This is a genomic window from Stenotrophomonas sp. Steno-C15 (assembly GCF_056393265.1).
The window spans coordinates 1-21,046 of sequence record NZ_JBWJPF010000017.1; the positions used below are offsets into that span (position 1 = coordinate 1).

The window sequence follows — 21,046 nt, forward strand, 5'->3', positions numbered from 1 at the left end:
AGAGCGCCGGCATCGAGCAGGTCAACCAGACCGTGGTGCAGATGGACGAGACCACCCAGCAGAACGCCGCGCTGGTGGAGGAAGCCACCGCCGCTGCACGGGCGATGGAGGAACAGGCCGCGCAGCTGGCCGATGCCGTGGCGATCTTCCGCCTCGACAACCAAGTGGCCGCCGCAGTGAAGGCGGTGGCCGCACGGGTGGAACCAACGGTGACCGCCAACACGGCACGCGCGCATGCGCCGGCCGCGCCGGTCCGCCGCGCCCACACTCCCCCCGTCGTCGCCAGCGACTGGCAGGAATTCTGAGAACCCGCGGTGGCTGCGGCCACCGCCCACGCCGATGGACACGTCCCCCGTGCATAGTCCCAGCCCCATCGTCACCGGTCCGCGCGAGTTCGAGTTCGCCGACCGCGATTTCCGCCGTGTCTGCGACCTGATCTATCAGCGGGTGGGCATCGCCCTCGCGCCCGCCAAGCGCGACATGGTCTATGGCCGCCTGTCGCGTCGCCTGCGCACACTCGGCATGCGCAGCTTCCAGCAGTACCTGGACCATCTGGAACAGGAGGGCGGTGACGAATGGCAGGCGTTCACCAACGCCCTGACCACCAACCTCACCTCCTTTTTCCGTGAGCCCCACCATTTCGACAAGCTGCGCGAGGAACTGCGGCAGCGCTCCGGCCACGCCCCGCTGCTGCTGTGGTCCTGCGCCGCGTCCACCGGCGAGGAACCCTACTCCATGGCGATCACCGCGTGCGAGGCGTTCGGCAGCCTGAAGCCGCCGGTCCGCATCATCGCCACCGATGTCGACACACAGGTCCTGGCCACCGCAGGCCGTGGCGTGTACGCCATCGACCGCGTCGCCAGCCTCGATCCGGAGCTCCGCCGACGGTATTTCCAGCGTGGCAGTGGCCCCAACGAGGGCCAGTGCCGGGTGCTGCCCGCACTGCGCGAACTGATCGAGTTCCGCCCGCTGAATCTTCTTGCCCCGCGCTACGACGTTGGCGGCCCGTTCGATGCGCTGTTCTGCCGCAACGTGATGATCTATTTCGACAAGCCGACCCAACGCGCCATCCTTGGCCGGCTGGTGCAGCATCTCACCGATGACGGGCTGCTCTACACCGGCCACTCGGAGAACTACCTGCACGCGGCCGATCTGATCCAGCCCTGTGGCCGCACCCTGTACCGCCGCGCGCAGGGGGCCGGGGCATGAACGCCTCGCTGCGCACCGACGAGGTGATGCGCTACCAGGACGCGCGCTTCCAGACCCTCGCCGCCAAGCTGTTGCCGACCCAGTACCTGGTGGTCGACGACACCACTGCGCTGACCACCACGCTGGGCTCCTGCGTGGCTGCCTGCCTGCGCGATCCGGTGCTGAAGATAGGCGGCATGAACCATTTCCTGCTGCCGGAAGGCAATGCCGGTGACGGCGCGCCTGCACGCTACGGCAGCTATGCGATGGAGCTTCTCATCAACGACATGCTCAAGCGCGGCGCGCACCGCAAGCGCCTGGAAGCCAAGGTGTTCGGCGGCGCCAACGTGCTCAAGGGTTTCACCAGCAATCCAGTAGGAACCCGCAACGCCGAGTTCGTGCGCCAGTACCTGCAGGCCGAGCACATTCCGATCATCGCCGAAGATCTGTGCGGCATCCATCCACGCAAGATCTGGTTCTTTGCCGATACCGGGCGCGTGGTCGTGCAGCGCCTGCCACATGCCCACGAAGCGGAAGTGGCCGCCACCGAATCGGCAGTGCGTGCCCGTCTGTCCAGGGCCCCGGTCACCGGTGGCGTGGAGCTGTTCGAATGACCCTGACCGGCAACGCCCCCTGCCGGGTCCTGATCGTGGACGACTCCGCCGTCGTGCGGCAGATGCTGACCGAAATCCTCTCCAGCGATCCGGCCATCGACGTGGTCGGCACCGCCGCCGATCCGCTGCTGGCACGCGAGAAGATCAAGCGCCTCGCCCCGGACGTGATCACCCTGGACGTAGAAATGCCGCGCATGGACGGACTGGCCTTCCTGGAAAACCTGATGCGCCTGCATCCCTTGCCGGTGGTGATGATCTCTTCGCTGACCGAGCGCGGGGCCGACACGACCCTGCAGGCGCTGGCACTGGGTGCCGTGGATTTCGTTTCCAAGCCGAAGCTCGATGTGGCGCGCGGACTGCAGGGCTATGCCGAAGAAATCATCGGCAAGGTGAAGATGGCCGCACGCTCGCGGGTGCGGCCGCTGCTGCGGGCTGCGGCACCGAAACTCACCCTGGATGCGGCACCGGCATCGCGACCGGTGGCACCACAGTTCCGCACCACCGACCGCCTGATTGCGATCGGTTCGTCAGCCGGTGGCACCGAAGCCCTGCGCGTGGTGCTGGAAGGCCTGCCCGCCGATGCACCAGCGGTGGTGATGACCCAGCACCTGCCGGCCAGCTTCAGCAGCGCCTTCGCCGAACGCCTGGACCGGCATTCGGCGATGGCCGTGCGCGAGGCCAGCGACGGCGAAGCCGTGCTGCCCGGCCATGCCTATCTGCCGCCGGGCGGCAGGCACCTGCGGATCATCCGCGATGGTGCGCGCTGGCGTTGCCGCGTCGATGACGGCCCAGCCGTGAACCGGCACAAGCCTGCGGTCGATGTGCTGTTCCGTTCGGTGGCCCAGAGTGCCGGGGGCAATGCCATCGGCGCCATTCTCACCGGCATGGGCGATGACGGCGCGCGCGGCCTGCTGGAAATGCGCCAGGCAGGCGCTCCGACGCTGGTGCAGGATGAAGCCACCAGTGTGGTCTGGGGCATGCCCGGCGCCGCGTTCAAGCTCGGCGCGGCCGAGGAACAGGTGCCGCTGGAACGGATCGCCGAGCGCCTGCTCGCCCTCGCCCGCGGGCAATAGCGACGAACGCACGCTCCGCACTGCATGAAAAAACCCCCGGCTTTCGCCGGGGGTTTTCGTTTCAACGCATCAGGCGGCGACCGTATTGGCCACGTCCTGGTACTCCTCGATCTGGTCGAAGTTCATGTAGCGGTAGATCTCGCTGCCGCTGGCGGCGATCACGCCGACGTCGGCCATGTACTCTTCCTTGGTCGGGATGCGGCCCAGACGCGAGCAGATCGCGGCCAGCTCGGCCGAACCCAGGTACACGTTGGTGTTGCGGCCCAGACGGTTCGGGAAGTTGCGGGTCGAGGTCGACATCGCGGTGGAGCCTTCGCGGATCTGGGCCTGGTTGCCCATGCACAGCGAGCAGCCCGGCATTTCCATGCGCGCGCCGGTCGCACCGAAGGTGCCGTAAACGCCTTCCTTGGTCAGCTCGGAGGCGTCCATCTTGGTCGGCGGGGCCACCCACAGACGGGTCGGCAGGTCGCGCTTGCCTTCCAGCAGCTTCGCGGCCGCACGGAAGTGGCCGATGTTGGTCATGCACGAACCGATGAACACTTCGTCGATCTTGGCGCCGGCCACTTCGGACAGGGTCTTCACGTCGTCCGGATCGTTCGGGCAGGCCACGATCGGCTCGTGGATGTCGGCCAGGTCGATCTCGATGACGGCAGCGTACTCAGCGTCGGCGTCCGGCTCCAGCAGCTGCGGGTTGGCCAGCCAGGCTTCCATCTTCTCGATGCGACGCTGCAGCGAACGCGGATCCTGGTAACCCTCGGCAATCATCCACTTCAGCAGGGTGATGTTGCTGGTCAGGTACTCGATGATCGGTTCCTTGTTCAGGCGCACCGAGCAACCGGCGGCCGAACGCTCGGCCGAGGCGTCGGAGAGCTCGAATGCCTGCTCGACCTTCAGCTCCGGCAGGCCTTCGATTTCCAGGATGCGGCCGGAGAAGATGTTCTTCTTGCCAGCCTTGGCAACCGTCAGCAGGCCCGACTTGATCGCGTACAGCGGAATCGCGTTGACCAGGTCACGCAGGGTCACGCCCGGCTGCATCTGGCCCTTGAAGCGCACCAGCACTGATTCCGGCATGTCCAGCGGCATCACGCCGGTAGCGGCGGCGAAGGCCACCAGGCCCGAGCCGGCCGGGAACGAAATGCCCACCGGGAAACGGGTGTGCGAGTCGCCGCCGGTGCCGACGGTGTCGGGCAGCAGCATGCGGTTGAGCCAGCTGTGGATCACGCCGTCGCCCGGACGCAGCGAGATGCCACCGCGGGTGGAGATGAACTCCGGCAGCGTGTGGTGGGTCTTCACGTCCACCGGCTTCGGGTACGCGGCGGTGTGGCAGAACGACTGCATGACCAGGTCGGCCGAGAAGCCCAGGCAGGCCAGGTCCTTCAGCTCGTCGCGGGTCATCGGGCCGGTGGTGTCCTGCGAGCCCACCGAGGTCATCTTCGGTTCGCAGTAGGTACCCGGGCGCATGCCCTGGCCTTCCGGCAGACCGCAGGCGCGGCCGACCATCTTCTGCGCCAGCGAGAAGCCCTTGCCGGTGTCGGCCGGCTGCACCGGCAGGCGGAACAGAGTGGTCGGGGCCAGGCCCAGCGCTTCGCGCGCCTTGCCGGTCAGGCCACGGCCGACGATCAGCGGAATGCGGCCGCCGGCACGCACTTCGTCGAACAGCACTTCGGACTTCACTTCGAACTCGGCGATCACTTCGCCGTTCTTCAGTGCCTTGCCGTCATACGGACGCAGCTCGACAACGTCGCCGTGCTCCATCTTCGAGACATCCAGCTCGATCGGCAGCGCGCCGGCATCTTCCATGGTGTTGTAGAAGATCGGGGCAATCTTGCCGCCCAGGCACACGCCACCGGCGCGCTTGTTGGGGATGTAGGGGATGTCGTCGCCGGTCCACCACAGCACACTGTTGGTGGCCGACTTGCGCGAAGAGCCGGTGCCGACCACGTCGCCGACGTAGGCCACCAGGTGACCCTTGTCCTTCAGCGACAGGATCTGCTGGATCGGGCCGCGCTTGCCGTCTTCTTCCGGAGTGAACGGCGCGTCATCGCGCTTGTTCTTCAGCATCGCCAGTGCGTGCATCGGAATGTCAGGACGGGTGGTGGCGTCCGGCGCCGGCGACAGGTCGTCGGTGTTGGTCTCGCCCGGCACCTTGAACACGGTGATGGTCAGGCTCTGCGGCACTTCCGGCTTGCTGGTGAACCACTCGGCGTCGGCCCAGCTCTGCAGCACGGCCTGGGCATTGGCATTGCCGGCCTTGGCCTTGTCCTGCACGTCGTGGAACGCATCGAACACCAGCAGGGTGTTCTTCAGGCCGTCGGCGGCGATGGTGCCGACGCTGGCGTCGTCCAGCAGCTGCACCAGCGGGGCCACGTTGTAACCGCCCAGCATGGTGCCCAGCAGCTCGGTGGCGCGCTCGCGGCTGATCAGCGGGTTCTGCTCGCTGCCCAGCGCGATCGCGGCCAGGTACGAGGCCTTGACCTTGGCGGCGTCGTCCACGCCGGCCGGCACACGGTGGGTCAGCAGGTCGAGCAGGAACTCGGCCTCGCCCGCCGGCGGGTTCTTCAACAGTTCAATGACGTCTGCCGTCTGCTGGGCGGTCAGCGGCAGCGGCGGGATGCCAAGCGCGGCGCGCTCGGCTACGTGGTGGCGATAGGCTTCCAACATGACAACTCCCGGGTAATGCGGTTATGGAACAGTGAAAGGAATGCAACGGGCTCAGGCGTGCGGCACGATCAGCTTCAGGCCCTTGAAGTAGTCGCGGTAAAACGTGTCGTTCCAGGTGATGAGCCCGTCGCACTGCAGCAGTGCATGGGCCCCCACCATGAAGTCGTCCAGGCTGCGGCGCTGGGTACCACGCTGGCGGTGGCGGCGATGCATCTCGCCGGCGCGCAATGCCGATTTGGCTTCCAGCGCGTTGAAGTGGACGCCCATCTCTTCCAGCGCTTCCAGCACCTCGGCCCCGCCACGCAGGCTGGCGCAGACTTCGGCCAGGGTCGCCCCGCACACCACCACCTTGCCGCCGACCAGGCTCTGCCGCAGGCAGGCCTCGACGGCGTCGGCCTGCGGGCCATTGCTCAGCAGTTCGACCAGCACAGGGGAATCGACGGCGATCATCACGGCTTAGTCCTCGTCGCGCACCGCGCGTACGGCGGCGTCGGCGGAATCAAAGCCGTCCAGCGCGAACTTGCCGCGCGCCCGTGAAATCGCGTCGTCAACACTCTTGCGCAGAATGATGCGGCTGCCGTCCAGTTCGACCTTGAGCTGGGTGCCCTTGGTCAGGCCCAGGGCGTCACGCACAGCCTTGGGCAGGGTGATCTGACCGCGTTCGGCGACAGTGGCTTCCATGGGTAGGCCCTCTTCGGTATGTACGAATTATACATACTCAAGGCGTCATACCGCCAGCCGCCCCCCCCCCTTACGGCAATGCCGGCACGTGGCCGGCATTGTCCGTTCAGCTTGATGCCTTCACTCAGAACGCAACCTGCAGCCGGGTATTGACCGTCGTGCCCTCGTCCTTGCCGCGCACCGCACCGGTGGGGTTGTCGGTCTGCCAGCGGATCACGTCGAGCATCACCCGGCTGTAGTCGTTGAGATACCAGTTGGCACCCACCGTCCACGCATGTCCGGTGCCGCCGGTCGGCAGTTCCGAGTAGTCCACGTCTTCGTAGCGCGCACGCAGCTCCCATGCGCCCCGCCCGCCACGGGTGACCGGATCGGCCACCTTGACCCGGCCCCAGGTGCCGGTCTTGCCCGAGTACGCCGGGCTGGCCCCGCCAAGGAACCAGCCGGCGGAAACCGCCCAGGCCTGGTGATCGAGGTCGTAACGGCCACTGGCATCGGCGCCGCGCAGGTTGCGCGTGCCCCACTCGCCCGTGGCCCAGCCCTGGCCAAAGAAGCCCGCCGCTTCCACACCGTAGGCGGTGCTGCGATCGGTGCCGACCAGCGTGCCCGGTGTGATCTTGACCAGGTCGTTGAAGTGGCCGGCAATGGCGGAGCTGCGCAGCACGCCCGAGGAGCCTGCGGCGATCTCTTCGTGGAACGCCCACGCCCCCAGATGCACGGTCGCGGCCTTGCTGTCGATCGGGTTCCAGTGGACGCGGGTGGCCCAGGTCTGGCTGTCGTTGTTGTCGCCGGCATTGTTGAGGTCGTTGCCGGCCACCGACAGGCTGGCGTGCCAGCCCTTGCCGTACACGCGCTCGGTGAGGCCGACGCCGAACAGGCCCCGCTGCGGCAGCATCAGCGTGCCCACCACGTTGCGGTCCGGGAACGGCGTGTTGGCGGTGCTGCTGGAGCCATCGATGCCGCGGTCGTTGAGCCGGTTGCCCACGGTGAGGTCGGCAGGCAGGCCGAACAGCCTGTGGTCCACAGTGGCATACACCGACTTCCACGCCACCTCGTTGTCAGCGAAGTCGCCCTCCACCACCCAGCCGAGCGTGCCGTAGCGGCCCTCCGCGCCCAGGCGCACCGAACGGATCTCGGTGCCGGAGATGTTGCGGTCGCTGCTGGACGAGCCGTCGGTGCTGGAGCCGTCCACGAACAGACGACCGCGCGGGCGGAAGATCACGTTGCCGTCAGCGCTGCTGAATTCCGGCGCGCCCTTCGACCACGACACCTTCGGCGCCTTGGACTGCTGGGTTTCCAGCGCCGCAACACGGGTTTCCAGGGCAGGCGCAGGAGGGGCAGCCGCCGCGTTGCCGGCGGTCGTACCGACGCCTTCCAGCGCATCCAGTCGCGACTGCAGTTGCTGGATCTGCTGCGCCTGCTGCTGCACCAGCGCGGCGAGTTCGGCCTGGCTCAGCGGGGCCGGCGGGGCCGTGGCGGACTGTGCTCCGGCATGGCCGCTGGCCAGCAGCAGGCCAAGGGCGACCGTCAGCGCTGCGCGCGGCAGCACGGGATGGCTATGCATGGTGTTCTCTCCAGCCAGCCGGCCCCCTGGCCTGGCGCTGGCCCGTTGCGATGATGCGGGGGAATTACGGAAGGGCGCGCCGCCGGATCATTCCAGCGGCGCGCCAGGCAGGCTCAGCTGGTGGCCTGGGCCTGGGCGTTTGGACGCCAGGTGATGAGCTTGTTCTCGACCACGTCGAGCAGTGCATCGATGACCAGCACGAAGGCGGCCAGAATGATGATGCCGGCGAACACGCCCACGGCATTGAAGTTGCCTTCTGCCTGCGCGATCAGGTAACCCAGGCCCGCCGAGGCACCCAGATATTCGCCGATGATCGCGCCGACCACGGCAAAGCCCACCGAGGTGCGCAGCGAGGACAGGATCCAGCTCGCCGCCGCCGGGAAGTACACGTGACGCAGCAGGTCACTGCGGCTGGCACCGAGAATGCGGGCATTGGCCAGCACCACCGGGTTCACTTCGCGCACGCCCTGCATGGCATTGAAGAACGTGGTGAAGAACACCAGCGTCACCGCCAGTGCCACCTTCGACCACAGACCCAGGCCCAGCCACAGCACGAAGATCGGCGCCAGCACCACGCGCGGGATGGCATTGAAGCCCTTGATGAAGGGATCGAGGATGCGCGCCGAGCGCCGGCTCAGGCCCAGCCACACACCGCCCGCAACGCCCAGCCCGGTACCGATGAGGTAGCCCAGCGCGGTTTCAGTCAGGGTGATGTACACGTGCTGGTAGAACGAGGTATCCGACAACCAGTTCCACGCCTGCTGGGCGATGGCCGTGGGCGCGGGGAAGAAGAACGGGTCGATCCAGCCCAGCGCGATGCCGCCCTCCCAGCCACCGAACACGGCGATGACCAGTGCGATCTGGATGAAACGGTCAGTCCTGGCGTGCATAGCTCTTCTCCACTTCGCCGCGCAGGCAGGCCCAGATGTCGCGGTACAGGTCGGTAAAACGTTCGTCGAGCTTGATCTCGGCAACGTTGCGGGGGCGTTCCAGGTCCACATCGAAGCTGCGCACCACGCGGCTTGACGGACCCGAGGACAGCACCACCACGCGGTCGCCCAGCGCGATGGCCTCTTCCAGGTCGTGGGTGATCAGGATCACCGAGCGACGGTCTTCCTGCCACAGGCGCAGCAGTTCGTTCTGCATCAGGTGGCGGGTGTGGATGTCCAATGCCGAGAACGGCTCGTCCATCAGGATCACCTTGGGCTCCACGATCAGTGCCTGTGCCATCTGCACGCGCTTGCGCTGGCCGCCGGAGAGCTGGTGCGGATAGCGGTGCTCGAAGCCGGTCAAGCCGACCTTGGCCAACCAGGTGGTGACCTTCTGCCGGCGCTCGGCTTCATCGACGCCGCGGAACTTCAGGCCCAGTTCCACGTTCTGGAAGGCGGTCTTCCACGGCAGCAGCGCGTCCTGCTGGAACAGGTAGCCGACGGACGCCTGCACGCCATTGACGGCGCGTCCGTCGATGCTCACGTCACCGGCGCTGGGCTTGAGCAGGCCCGCCACGGAATTGAGGATGGTGCTCTTGCCGCACCCGGTGGGACCGACGATGGCGAGGAACTCGCCATCACCGACCTGGATATCGACATCGCGCACGGCGGTGAAGTCACCGAAGGACATGGTCACCTTGTTGATGGCGACCATGGTCTGTGCGGGCTCCAGCTGCGGTGCGCCATTGAACTGGCGCACGGTGGCATTGAGGGCCATGGGTTATCTCCGCTTACGGTTGGGTTGCCTGCGTCGCGGCGCTGGCGCGCTCGACGAAGGCATTGGTGTAGGTCCGGGACAGGTCGATGTCCGCGTTGGCCACGTCCTTGTTGAACTCGCGCAGCACCTTCAACGGCGTTTCCAGGTCCGCGGGCGTGAAGTGGCCATCGGTGGTGAAGATGGCGCGGGCGTTCTCCACGGCGCGCGCGTAGGTGGCGCGGTCGCCGGAGACGTAGCTGTCCGGCAGCGCAGCGACGATGTCCTCGGCACTGTTGTCGGCGATGAACTTCAATGCCATCTGCTCGGCGCGGGCGATCTTCTCGGCTGCTTCGGGACGTGCTTCCAGGAAGCTGCGGTTGGCGTACATCACCGAGGTGGGATAGAGACCGCCGTACACCTGGCGTGCCCCCTCGTCGCTGCGCGCATCGATGATGATCCTGCCGACCTTGCGCTCGGTGATCAGGGTCGCGGCCGGATCGTAGTTGACCAGCAGGTCGATCTTGCCCTGCTCGAGCGCCGCCACCGCCGCCGCACCAGAACCCACGCCGATCAGCGAGATGCTGTCCACCGGGATGTCGTGCTGGGCCAGGAAGTGGCGCACGAAGAAGTCCGATGACGAACCCGGGGCGGTAATGCCGATCTTCTGGCCCTTGATGGTCTGCGGGCGCGCCGGATCGAAGCTGGCATCCTCGCGGCCAGCCATCACCAGGCCCGAATTGCGTGACAGCAGCACGAAGCCGACCACGTCCTTGTGCTTGGCCTGCATCTGGATGGTGTGGTCGTAGAAGCCGACCGCCACGTCGGTCGAATTGGCGACCAGGGCCTGCAGCACCTTGGAGCCGCCCTGCGCGAAGTTCTCGGTCTTCACCTGCAGGCCGACGTCCTTGAAGTAGCCCTTGGCGTCGGCGATGAAGAACGGCAGGTTGTTGAGGTTGTAGGAACCGACGCTGATCCGCACCGGCGCATTGTCGCCGCCGGGCGCCGAGGCCCCGCTGGCATCGTCTTTGCCGCAACCGGACACGGCCAGGCTCGCCGCGCACAGCGCGGCCATGAAGAACTGCTTGTACATCATCCCTCCCAGGAGTGAAGCATCTGCGTTGTAGTGGCCTGGCCACGCGCATCTGCGCGGCCCCGACCGGTTTCAGGTCATGCCGCTGAGGTCCATTGGCGGGCTTCGGTGGAATGGGTTTCGGCAGTGGCAGGCGAAGTCGCGAACACGCGCCCTTCGAACAGGCGGCGCGCGGTACGGACCACGCTGGCAACGACCGGCGCATCGTCCGAGCTGCGGCTCAGGCCCACTTCCAGCAGGCCGCTCGGATGTTCGAGGGTAATGCTGCCCGGCATCGGCAGGCATCCGACGAAAGTGTTGGCCAGGGTGCCGGGCGTGACTGCGGCGGTGGCCAGACCGACCGCGCCGGTGATGGCAAGCGCGGTGTGGCATTGGTGGGGCATGAAGTAGCGCACCTGCAGGTCGCCGCCCTGCTGCGGTGCGGAAAGCAGCACTGGCTTGGGAATCACCTTGCTGCCCGCGTCTGCGATGCCCATGCGCGTACCCGCCTCGATGCGCATCGCTTCCAACCGCGCCAGCAGCGCATGATCCGCGTTCAGTTCCGCCGGCGAGGCATCACCGCGGACACCCATATCGGCCGCGCGCACCATCATCATCGGCATCGCGCAATCCACCAGGCTGACGGCGATGCCGTCGATCATATCCTGCGGCCGCCCACTGGGCAGCAGCCGGCCGGTACGTGCACCGGCCGCATCGAGGAAGGCCAGGCGGACCGGCGCGGCAGCGCCAGGCGCGCCCGCGATACGCGTGTCGCCCCGGTAGGCCACCTGGCCGTTCGGGGTTTCCACCGTGGCCACGATCAGCTTGCCGGTGTTGACGTTGTGGATGCGCACTTCGGTGCGCGGGTGGCGCGCAGGAACGAGTCCGCGTTCGATCGCGAAGGGACCGACCGCCGCCAGCATGTTGCCGCAGTTGGGGGTGGTATCCACCACCCGCTGCTCGACCCGGACCTGCGCGAACAGATAGTCGACATCGGCATCGGCGCGGCTGGCGGGGCTGACGATCGCCACCTTGCTGGTCAGCGCATTGCCACCGCCGATGCCATCGATCTGCAGCGGATGGCCCGAGCCCATCACCTCCAGCAGCAGCTGGTCACGCAGGCCGGCGTCGGCCGGCAGGTCCGAGGCCAGGAAGAACGGCCCCTTGGACGTGCCGCCACGCATGAGGACGCAGGGGATACTGAGCAGATCGTTCGACATACGTGTGCTAGATTGATGCGTATAGGGGATGAATGACCCCTCTGTGATTCGATACTGGCATGAGCCGGATTGATCTGTGAATTGCTGATTTTTGGATGATTGATACCGTATGAGCATCAATTGCGAAATCCTCGATCTGCGCGCGTTCCTGCTCGTCGCCGAGACGCGCAGCTTCCATCGCGCCGCTGAAACCCTGCACGTCTCGCAGCCCGCGCTCAGCCGCCGGATCCAGAAGCTGGAGCAGGCCGTCGGCTCACCGCTGCTCGAACGCACCACCCGCAGCGTCAGCACCACCGCGGTCGGCGAGAACCTGCTGCCGCTGGTACGGCGCATGCTGGAGGAATTCGATGGTTCGCTGTTCTCGCTGCGCGGGCACGACGACACGCGCGGCGCCACGGTCACCATCGCCTGCCTGCCCACCGCGGCGTTCTACTTCCTGCCCAGTGTCATGGCACGCTTCCACGATGCGCATCCGCACGTCCGCTTCCGCATCCTCGACATTCCCGCCACCGAGGGGTTGCAGGCAGTGGAACGCGGCGAAGTGGAGTTCGGCATCAATTTCATGGGTGCCAACGATCCCAACCTGGATTTCGATGTACTGGCCGAGGACCCGTTCGTGCTGGCCTGCCGCCGCGATCATCCGCTGGCTCGCAAGCGCCGCGTGGAATGGGCCGATCTTGCCCAGCACCAGCTGATCACCGTGCATCGCACCAGTGGCAACCGGACCCTGCTCGATGGCGCCCTCGCCCGTGAGAACCTGAAGCTGAGCTGGCATTACGAAGTGACCCACCTGTCCACCTCCCTGGGCATGGTCGAGGCCGGGATCGGCGTGTCGGTGCTGCCGAAGATGGCGACCCCGGACGGCGACCATCCCATCCTGGTGACCCGGCCGATCGGCAATCCGGTGGTCTCGCGCACCATCGGCATCGTGCGCCGCCGTGGTGCCCTGCTCTCGCCCACGGCCGAACGCTTCCTGCAGATGCTGATGAGCCAGTGGCGGGGCAAGCCGTGACATCGGCACTACATACAGCCATGTAACCTTGCGTCCTGCGCCGAGGACGTTCCCGGCCGCGCCGGCTCCGCCATACTGGCGGGGATCCGGTGGCGGAGAGCCCCGGCATACGCAAGCAGGTCCGTCCATGCACGGGCCACTGCAAGCCATCCGCAAGAAGGAGTCATCCCGCATGAGCGATTCGTTCTCCACCCGCAGCCAGCTGGACGTCGGCGGCAAGACCTACGACTACTTCAGCCTGCCCACACTGGGCCAGCGCTTCGACATCTCCCACCTTCCCTACTCGATGAAGATCCTGCTGGAGAATCTGCTCCGGCACGAAGACGGCGGCGTCACCGTCGGCAAGGAGCACATCGAGGCCGTTGCCCGCTGGAGCCCGGCGGCCGAGCCGGACACCGAAATCGCCTTCATGCCCGCGCGCGTGGTCCTGCAGGACTTCACCGGCGTACCGTGTGTCGTCGATCTGGCCGCCATGCGCGATGCGGTGGTCAAGCTGGGCGGCAAGCCGGAACAGATCAACCCGCAGATCCCTTCGGAACTGGTGATCGACCATTCGGTACAGGTCGATGTGTTCGGCAAGCCGGACGCGCTCGATCTCAATGGCAAGATCGAATTCCAGCGCAACCAGGAACGCTACGGGTTCCTGCGCTGGGGCCAGAAGGCGTTCGACAACTTCAAGGTGGTGCCGCCCAACACCGGCATCGTCCACCAGGTGAACCTGGAGAACCTGGCCCGCGTGGTGATGACCGCGGACAAGGATGGCAGGGCTGTGGCCTACCCGGACACCGTGTTCGGTACCGACAGCCACACCACGATGATCAACGGCATCGGCGTGCTTGGCTGGGGCGTGGGCGGCATCGAAGCCGAAGCGGCCATGCTGGGCCAGCCGTCGTCGATGCTGATCCCGCAGGTGGTCGGCTTCAAGCTCACCGGCCGGCTGCCTGAGGGCGCCACCGCCACCGACCTGGTGCTGACCGTCACCCAGATGCTGCGCAAGCTGGGCGTGGTCGGCAAGTTCGTCGAATTCTATGGCGATGGCCTGCAGCACCTGCCACTGGCCGACCGCGCCACGATCGGCAACATGGCACCGGAATACGGCGCCACCTGCGGCATCTTCCCGATCGACGCCGAATCACTGAACTACCTGCGCCTGTCCGGTCGCAGCGAAGAACAGATCGAACTGGTCGAGGCCTACGCCAAGGCGCAGGGCCTGTGGCATGAACCGGACAGCCCCCATGCCCAGTACAGCACCACGCTGGAGCTGGACATGGGCACGGTGAAGCCGTCACTGGCCGGACCGAAGCGCCCGCAGGACCGCGTGCTGCTGGAAGACGTGCAGAAGAACTACCGCGAAGCCCTGGTCGGCCTGACCAGCAACCGTGACAAGCGCAGCGACGATGTGGCCTCCTTCCTCAACGAGGGCGGCGGCACAGCGGTCGGCAACGAACAGCTGGCCAAGGGCTTCGCCGACATCGAGATCGAAGGCCGGAAGGTCCGCCTGAAGGATGGCGCGGTGGTCATCGCCGCGATCACCTCCTGTACCAACACGTCCAACCCGGCGGTGATGATCGGTGCCGGCCTGCTGGCGCGCAACGCGGCGGCCAAGGGCCTGGATCGCAAGCCCTGGGTGAAGACTTCGCTGGGCCCAGGCTCGCGCGTGGTCACCGACTATCTGGAAAAGGCCGGGGTGCTGAAGGAGCTGGAGAAGATCGGCTTCTACGTGGTCGGCTACGGCTGCACCACCTGCATCGGCAACTCCGGCCCGCTGCCGACCGAGGTCAGTGCCGGCATCGCCGCCGGTGACCTGGTGGTGACCTCCGTGCTGTCGGGCAACCGTAATTTCGAAGGCCGCGTGCATCCCGAAGTGAAGATGAACTACCTGGCCAGCCCGCCACTGGTGGTCGCCTACGCCATCGCCGGCACCACCGACATCGATCTGACCACCCAGCCGCTGGGCACCGGCAGCGACGGCCAGCCGGTCTACCTGCGCGACATCTGGCCGAGCAACAAGGAAATCGGCGATGTCATCGCCGCCACCATCGGCCCGGAGATGTTCAAGCAGAACTACGCCGACGTGTTCAAGGGCGATACGCGCTGGAACACCATCGCCTCGCCGGACGGCAATCTGTACGAGTGGAGCGATGACTCCACCTACATCAAGAACCCACCGTACTTCGATGGCATGACCATGCAGACCGGCAGCATCGACGACGTGCATGGCGCGCGTGTGATGGGTCTGTTCGGCGACTCGATCACCACCGACCATATCTCGCCGGCCGGCAACATCAAGAAGGATTCGCCCGCGGGGCGTTACCTGCAGGCCCGGGGCGTGCAGCCCGCCGACTTCAACAGCTACGGCAGCCGCCGCGGCAATGATGACGTGATGGTCCGCGGCACCTTCGCCAACATCCGCATCAAGAACCTGATGTTCGGCGGCGAGGAGGGTGGCAACACCCTGTACTACCCGGCCGGCGGTGGTCAGCCGGAGAAGCTGGCGATCTACGACGCGGCGATGAAGTACAAGGCCGACAAGGTGCCGCTGGTCGTGCTGGCCGGGAAGGAGTACGGCACCGGTTCGTCGCGCGACTGGGCCGCCAAGGGCACCCTGCTGCTGGGCGTGAAGGCGGTCATCGCCGAGAGCTTCGAGCGCATCCACCGCTCCAACCTGGTCGGCATGGGCGTGCTGCCGCTGCAGTTCCGCAATGGTGAGAACGCGCAGTCGCTGGGGCTGGATGGCTCGGAAGTCATCGACATCACCGGCCTGGAGGACGGTGCCAGCAAGCGCGCCGCGGTCACCGCGACCCGGGCCGATGGCACGCAGAAGCGCTTCGAGGTGTCGGTGATGCTGCTGACACCGAAGGAAGTGGAATACTTCCGCCACGGCGGCCTGTTGCAGTACGTGCTGCGTCAGCTGGCTGCCCGCTGACCCGGCGCGCGGCATCCGGCGGGCGGAAGCCCGGCCCCGGCGTCACCGCCGGGGCGCTGCGGAGGCGCGCGAACCGGTGGTTCGCAACCGCGCCTCCTCGCCCACCACGGCGGCCTGCTGCAGTACGTGCTGCGTCAGCTGGCTGCCCGCTGACCCGGCGGGCGGCATCCGGCGGGCGGAAGCCCGGCCCCGGCGTTACCGCCGGGGCGCTGCGGAGGCGCGCGAACCGGTGGTTCGCAACCGCGCCTCCTCGCCCACCACGGCGGCCTGCTGCAGTACGTGCTGCGTCAGCTGGCTGCCCGCTGACCCGGCGCGCGGCATCCGGCAGGCGGAAGCCCGGCCCCGGCGTTACCGCCGGGGCCGAATCGCCCATGAATCATATTTTTGATATTTTTCACCATTCATGCAATTTGCATGAAACAGGCGTAAGGTGATCGCACAGGTCCCCTGGAGCACCGCCATGCTGCACGCCCCCGTCCGCTTCGACCCGATCAACGAGCTGACCCACACCACCGCCTCGTCGGTGAAGGAACATTGGCGCAAGGTCATGCAGGAAGTGCGCGACCAGCACATGGTGGTGGTCACCAATCACAACGAACCGCAGGCGGTGATCGTTTCCATCGAGCAGTACCGTGCGCTGCAGGCCAAGGTCGAAGCGCTGGAAAGCTCGCTGGAGGAACTGCGTGGGCAGGACCCGGCCCTGGCGGATCTGCGTGCCGGCTTCGACCAGCGCCTGGCGGTGCTGCAGCACGCCCAGGCCGGTGATGCTGCACGCGCGCTGCTGCGTCGCCCTGCCCGCCTGAAGGGCCAGGTCAAGGCGGGCACGGGCCACTGATGCCACGCCCGTTCCTGTATGTGCTTGCCGGCGTCAATGGCGCCGGCAAGAGTTCGGTGGGTGGCCACGTGCTGCGCGAAGCCGGCCTGGAATGGTTCAACCCCGATACGTTCGCCCGCGGGCTGCGCGAGCGGGCCGGCCTGGACGCCATGGAGGCCAATGCCGAAGCCTGGCAGGAGGGTGTCAACCGTATCCGCGACGCCCTGGATCACGCCCGCAACCATGCCTTCGAGACCACGCTGGGGGGCAACTCGATCACCGCCCTGCTGCGTGAGGCCAGCCGCACCCATGACGTGCTGATGTGGTTCTGTGGACTGTCCAGCCCGGAGCAGCACATCGCCCGGGTACGCGCACGGGTGCAGGCCGGTGGCCACCCCATTTCCGAAGTCGACATCCGCCGCCGCTGGCCGCTGGCGCAGCAGAACCTGATCGGGCTGATGCCGGTGCTGGCGCAGCTGCAGGTCTACGACAACAGCGCCGACGCCGCGCCGGGCGAGGCCGTGCCCGATCCACAGCTGCTGCTGCAGATGGAGGACGGCCACCTGCAATGGCCGGCCGCCGATGACCTGCAGCAGCTGCAGCGCACGCCCCCATGGGCGACAGCTCTGCTGGAAGCCGCCCTGCGCCTGTAATGCCAAGGGCCGGCAGTGCGCTCAGCGCCGCGGCGCGTCCGGATCGGTGCGCAATGCGCGCAGCAGGCCCAGCATGTAGAACGCCAGGGTGAACGAGAACGGTAGACCGCACAGGACCACGGCCGTCTGCATCGCGCTGAAGTTGCCCGCCAGCAGCAGGCCGATGCTGGCCACGGTGATGCCCACCGCCCAGAACACGCGCAGCCAGATCGGCGCATCGTGACCATCCTCCACCCCGTCGTCGACACGGCGGGTGCACAGGTTGGCGATCATCAGCGTGCCCGAATCGACCGGGGTCAGGAACAGTACGAAACCGATCACCACTGCGGCACCGGCTACATATGGTGCGCCGGGCAGGTACTCCAGCAGCTTGAACAGGGTCATCGCTGCATCGTGCTGCGCCACCTGCCCCAGCACCGCCTGGCCATGGTTGAGCACCAGGTCGATGGCGGTGTTGCCGAAGATCGACAGCCACGCCAGCGTGAAGCCGAGCGGTATCAACAGCACGCCCATCACTACCTCGCGGATGGTGCGGCCGCGCGAGATGCGTGCCACGAACAGGCCCACGAACGGCGCCCAGGCGATCCACCACGCCCAGTAGAACAGCGTCCAGGAACCCATCCAGGCGCGGCCCTGCGGATCGTTGAGATACATGTCGAAGCTCTTGCGCACGAATGCGCCGAGATAGTCGCCCGTGTTCTGCACCAGGCCATCGAACAGATGCAGGGTCGGGCCGGTAACCAGCACGAACAGCAACAGCGCGCACAACAGGCGCACGTTGAGGTTGGACAGCCAGGCGATGCCCTTCTCGACCCCCGCCACCACGCCGATGGTGGCCACCACCATCATCACCAGCACGATCGCGACCAGCACCTGCGGTGTGTCCGGGATGTGGAACAGATAGACCAGGCCGGACTGCACCACCAGCGCACCGATGCCGAGATTGGTGACCATGGAGATCAGCGTGGCGAGAATGCCGAAGCCATCGACCATGTCGCCGATGCGGCCATGGATGCGCTCACCGAAGATCGGATACAGCGCCGAGCGCAATGCCAGCGGCAGGTTGCGGCGATAGGCGAAATAGCCCAGCGCCACCCCGACCAGCGCGTACAGCGCCCAGCCATGCAGGCCCCAGTGCAGGAAGGTCAGCACCATCGCCTCGCGCCCGGCCGCCACCGTGCCGCCCGGCTGGCCCGGCGGATTGAGGAAATGGTCCAGCGGCTCATAGGCGCCGTAGTACAGCAGTGCGATACCGATACCCGCCGAGAACAGCATCGACACCCACGCGACGTAGCCGAAGGCGGGCGATTCCTCGTTGTGGCCCAGGCGGATACGGCCATAGGGCGAGAACGCCAGCCACAGTACGAATCCCAGGCACAGCACGACCAGCAGCATGTACCACGCGCCGAACGCAGCCGAGATCTCGGCCTGCGCCCATTGCAGCCAGTGCTCGCTGGCATCGGGATAGAGGACGGTGAGCAGCCCGAGAATGCCGATCGACACCGAGGAGCTGAGGAAGACAAAGCGGTTCAAGCGCAGGGGCGAGCGCTTGGGGTGAGCCTGGGAAGACATGGGATCGTCTCATCAGTCCGAAGGAGCACATGGGCGGGGCCGGACCGGGAAACCGGGCCCATGGCGTGGGGCGCGAGCGCATCCTAGGGTTTATTGATTGAACGTTCAATCAATAAAAAGCATAATGATGGCCAACCCGACGCCTCGGGTCGCAATCCGTGGAGAGACAATGCCGAAGAAGGGCGTGGAGCCGGTCCGTCGCGAACAGTTGATCCGGGCCACTTTCCAGACCATCGACGAGATGGGCATGGCCGATGCCACCGTCGCCACCATCGCCAGGAAGGCCGGGCTGTCCAGCGGCATCGTCGCCCATTACTTCGGCGACAAGGACGGCCTGCTCAACGCTGCGATGCGGCAGATCCTGCGCGAACTGCGGGACGCGGTCGCCCGCTGCCGGGCCGGGGTCGGCGACGATCCCCGCGACCAGCTACGCGCCATCGTCGATGGCAACTTCGATGACAGCCAGATCAATGGCACCGCGATGCGTGTCTGGCTCACCTTCTGGGCCGCGAGCATGCACCAGCCGGAACTGGCGCGCCTGCAGCATGCCAACGACCAGCGCCTGTTCTCCAACCTGTGCCACCAGTTCAACCGCGTGCTGCCACGCCCACAGGCACGCCTCGCCGCCCGCGGCCTGGCCGCGATGATCGATGGCCTCTGGCTGCGCGGCAGCCTGGTCGGCGGCGCCTTCGATGCTGACAAGGCCCGACGCATCGCCTACGGCTACATCGACTTCCAGTTGCAGGCCGACGCGCTATAAGCGCTTTCAGCTTCCCGCCCCCTTTCGAGGAGTACGCCCCATGACCACCCTGCCCGTCCAACAGCTCTACATCCATGGCCGCCGGGTCGATGCCACCAGCGGCAAGACCTTCGCCACGGTCAACCCCGCCACCGGTGAGGTCATCGCCGAGGTGCAGGTCGCCAGCCAGGCCGACGTCGAACGCGCCGTCGAAAGCGCCACCGAAGGCCAGAAGGCATGGGCGGCAATGACCGCCATGGAACGTTCGCGCATCCTGCGCCGCGCCGTGGAGATCCTGCGCGAGCGCAATGACGAACTGGCCCGCCTGGAAACGCTCGATACCGGCAAGGCGCTGGCGGAAACCACCACGGTGGACATCGTCACCGGCGCCGATGTGCTGGAGTATTACGCCGGCCTGGCGACCGCCATCGAAGGCATCCAGCTGCCGCTGCGCGAATCCAGCTTCTTCTACACCCGCCGTGAACCGCTGGGCGTGGTCGCCGGCATCGGTGCCTGGAACTACCCGATCCAGATCGCCCTGTGGAAGTCGGCGCCGGCGCTGGCCGCCGGCAATGCAATGGTGTTCAAGCCGTCCGAGGTCACGCCGCTGACCGCCATCCGGCTTGCCGAGATCTACACCGAAGCCGGCGTGCCGGCCGGCGTGTTCAATGTCGTGCAGGGCCCCGGTCGCGAAATCGGCAACTGGCTCACCGAACATCCGGTGATCGAGAAGATCTCCTTCACCGGCGGCGTGGCCACCGGCAAGAAGGTGATGGCTGCAGCCGCCTCCTCCTCGCTGAAGGAAGTGACCATGGAACTGGGCGGCAAATCGCCGCTGGTGATCTGCGATGACGCCGATCTCGACCGCGCCGCCGACATCGCGGTGATGGCCAATTTCTTCAGCTCCGGCCAGGTGTGCACCAATGGCACCCGCGTGTTTGTGCCGCGCGGCATGCTGGCCGCGTTCGAGGCCGCCGTGGTCGAGCGCGTCAAGCGCATCCGCATCGGCGATCCGATGGCTGCGGGCACCAACTTCGGCCCGCTGACCAGCTTCCCGCACATGGAGAACGTGCTGCGCTACATCGAAAGCGGCAAGACCGAAGGCGCGCGCCTGCTGATCGGCGGCGGCCGTGCCACCGACGGCACGCTGGCCCAGGGCGCCTATGTGCTGCCGACCGTGTTCTCCGACTGCCGCGACGACATGACCATCGTCAAGGAAGAGATCTTCGGGCCGGTCATGAGCATCCTTGCCTATGACAGCGAAGATGAAGTGGTCCGCCGCGCCAACGACACCACCTTCGGCCTCGCCGCCGGCGTGGTCAGCAAGGACATCAGCCGCGCCCACCGCATCATCCATCGCCTGGAAGCCGGCATCTGCTGGATCAACACCTGGGGCGAATCGCCAGCCGAAATGCCGGTGGGTGGCTACAAGGAGTCCGGTGTCGGCCGCGAGAACGGCCTCTCGACCCTGGGCCACTACACCCGCATCAAGTCGGTGCAGGTCGAACTGGGCGACTACGCCAGCGTGTTCTGAGCCGCGCCCCTCGTCCGGCCACCGCGCCGATCCGACATTCCGC

General features: G+C 66.7%; 18 protein-coding genes and 1 pseudogene. 10 read left to right on the forward strand and 9 right to left on the reverse strand.

All coding sequences use genetic code 11. The annotated features are described in order from the left end of the window. The 4 genes and pseudogenes from AC06FB_RS13255 to AC06FB_RS13270 form a co-directional block, all read left to right on the forward strand. Positions 1-305 (forward strand): annotated as a pseudogene (locus tag AC06FB_RS13255) (methyl-accepting chemotaxis protein); the annotation flags it as partial. Positions 306-339: 34 nt separating this feature from the next. Beyond that, complete coding sequence (locus AC06FB_RS13260) at positions 340-1,209, forward strand: CheR family methyltransferase (RefSeq protein WP_053519996.1); 870 nt, start codon at positions 340-342, stop codon at positions 1,207-1,209. Continuing rightward, entirely contained in the window at positions 1,206-1,802 is a 597-nt protein-coding gene (gene cheD, locus AC06FB_RS13265; RefSeq protein ID WP_053519995.1) for a chemoreceptor glutamine deamidase CheD, read from the forward strand. The genes AC06FB_RS13260 and cheD overlap by 4 nt, the downstream gene beginning before the upstream one ends. Continuing rightward, positions 1,799-2,875, forward strand: coding sequence for a protein-glutamate methylesterase/protein-glutamine glutaminase (locus AC06FB_RS13270; protein ID WP_111186102.1), 1,077 nt, complete (start codon positions 1,799-1,801; stop codon positions 2,873-2,875). The genes cheD and AC06FB_RS13270 overlap by 4 nt, the downstream gene beginning before the upstream one ends. A gap of 69 nt (positions 2,876-2,944) precedes the next feature. Here the strand turns inward: AC06FB_RS13270 and acnB are convergent, their stop codons facing one another. The 8 genes from acnB to AC06FB_RS13310 all read right to left on the reverse strand — a co-directional run bounded on the left by acnB (position 2,945) and on the right by AC06FB_RS13310 (position 11,753). Beyond that, positions 2,945-5,536, reverse strand: a complete 2,592-nt coding sequence (acnB, locus tag AC06FB_RS13275; RefSeq protein WP_193396858.1) for a bifunctional aconitate hydratase 2/2-methylisocitrate dehydratase — start codon at positions 5,534-5,536, stop codon at positions 2,945-2,947. Positions 5,537-5,587: 51 nt separating this feature from the next. Beyond that, positions 5,588-5,986, reverse strand: coding sequence for a type II toxin-antitoxin system VapC family toxin (locus AC06FB_RS13280; protein WP_053519993.1), 399 nt, complete (start codon positions 5,984-5,986; stop codon positions 5,588-5,590). A gap of 6 nt (positions 5,987-5,992) precedes the next feature. Beyond that, positions 5,993-6,217 carry an AbrB/MazE/SpoVT family DNA-binding domain-containing protein gene (locus AC06FB_RS13285; protein WP_053519992.1) on the reverse strand — a complete coding sequence of 75 codons (225 nt, stop codon included), beginning with the start codon at positions 6,215-6,217 and terminating at the stop codon, positions 5,993-5,995. 124 nt (positions 6,218-6,341) lie between these two features. Further along, positions 6,342-7,778: an OprO/OprP family phosphate-selective porin gene (locus AC06FB_RS13290; protein WP_478053769.1), complete on the reverse strand. Its 1,437-nt coding sequence runs from the start codon at positions 7,776-7,778 to the stop codon at positions 6,342-6,344. Between the two features lie 113 nt (positions 7,779-7,891). After that, entirely contained in the window at positions 7,892-8,668 is a 777-nt protein-coding gene (locus AC06FB_RS13295; RefSeq protein ID WP_053519990.1) for an ABC transporter permease, read from the reverse strand. Next, on the reverse strand, positions 8,652-9,485 hold the full coding sequence (locus AC06FB_RS13300; RefSeq protein ID WP_053519989.1) for an ABC transporter ATP-binding protein: 834 nt from the start codon (positions 9,483-9,485) through the stop codon (positions 8,652-8,654). Before AC06FB_RS13300 ends, AC06FB_RS13295 begins: the two co-directional genes overlap by 17 nt. Before the next feature lie 13 nt (positions 9,486-9,498). Then, positions 9,499-10,554: an ABC transporter substrate-binding protein gene (locus AC06FB_RS13305; RefSeq protein ID WP_053519997.1), complete on the reverse strand. Its 1,056-nt coding sequence runs from the start codon at positions 10,552-10,554 to the stop codon at positions 9,499-9,501. 77 nt (positions 10,555-10,631) lie between these two features. After that, positions 10,632-11,753 (reverse strand): 4-oxalomesaconate tautomerase, encoded by a 1,122-nt coding sequence (locus AC06FB_RS13310; protein ID WP_164152603.1) that lies wholly within the window; start codon positions 11,751-11,753, stop codon positions 10,632-10,634. 109 nt (positions 11,754-11,862) lie between these two features. On the opposite strand from AC06FB_RS13310, the gene AC06FB_RS13315 reads away from it, so the two are divergent. From AC06FB_RS13315 to AC06FB_RS13330, 4 genes are all read left to right on the forward strand, one after another. Then, complete coding sequence (locus AC06FB_RS13315; protein ID WP_053519987.1) at positions 11,863-12,765, forward strand: LysR family transcriptional regulator; 903 nt, start codon at positions 11,863-11,865, stop codon at positions 12,763-12,765. 172 nt (positions 12,766-12,937) lie between these two features. Beyond that, positions 12,938-15,691: an aconitate hydratase AcnA gene (gene acnA / locus AC06FB_RS13320; protein WP_193396855.1), complete on the forward strand. Its 2,754-nt coding sequence runs from the start codon at positions 12,938-12,940 to the stop codon at positions 15,689-15,691. A gap of 460 nt (positions 15,692-16,151) precedes the next feature. Then, positions 16,152-16,526, forward strand: coding sequence for a type II toxin-antitoxin system Phd/YefM family antitoxin (locus AC06FB_RS13325; protein ID WP_053520391.1), 375 nt, complete (start codon positions 16,152-16,154; stop codon positions 16,524-16,526). Then, positions 16,526-17,158 (forward strand): ATPase, encoded by a 633-nt coding sequence (locus tag AC06FB_RS13330; protein ID WP_065175621.1) that lies wholly within the window; start codon positions 16,526-16,528, stop codon positions 17,156-17,158. The genes AC06FB_RS13325 and AC06FB_RS13330 overlap by 1 nt, the downstream gene beginning before the upstream one ends. Positions 17,159-17,179: 21 nt before the next feature. Here the strand turns inward: AC06FB_RS13330 and AC06FB_RS13335 are convergent, their stop codons facing one another. Further along, complete coding sequence (locus AC06FB_RS13335; RefSeq protein ID WP_128990539.1) at positions 17,180-18,730, reverse strand: BCCT family transporter; 1,551 nt, start codon at positions 18,728-18,730, stop codon at positions 17,180-17,182. Positions 18,731-18,899: 169 nt separating this feature from the next. On the opposite strand from AC06FB_RS13335, the gene betI reads away from it, so the two are divergent. Next, complete coding sequence (gene betI / locus AC06FB_RS13340; RefSeq protein WP_053520388.1) at positions 18,900-19,490, forward strand: transcriptional regulator BetI; 591 nt, start codon at positions 18,900-18,902, stop codon at positions 19,488-19,490. Between the two features lie 40 nt (positions 19,491-19,530). After that, positions 19,531-21,003 (forward strand): betaine-aldehyde dehydrogenase, encoded by a 1,473-nt coding sequence (gene betB / locus AC06FB_RS13345; RefSeq protein ID WP_111186108.1) that lies wholly within the window; start codon positions 19,531-19,533, stop codon positions 21,001-21,003. The last annotated feature ends 43 nt before the right edge of the window (positions 21,004-21,046 follow it).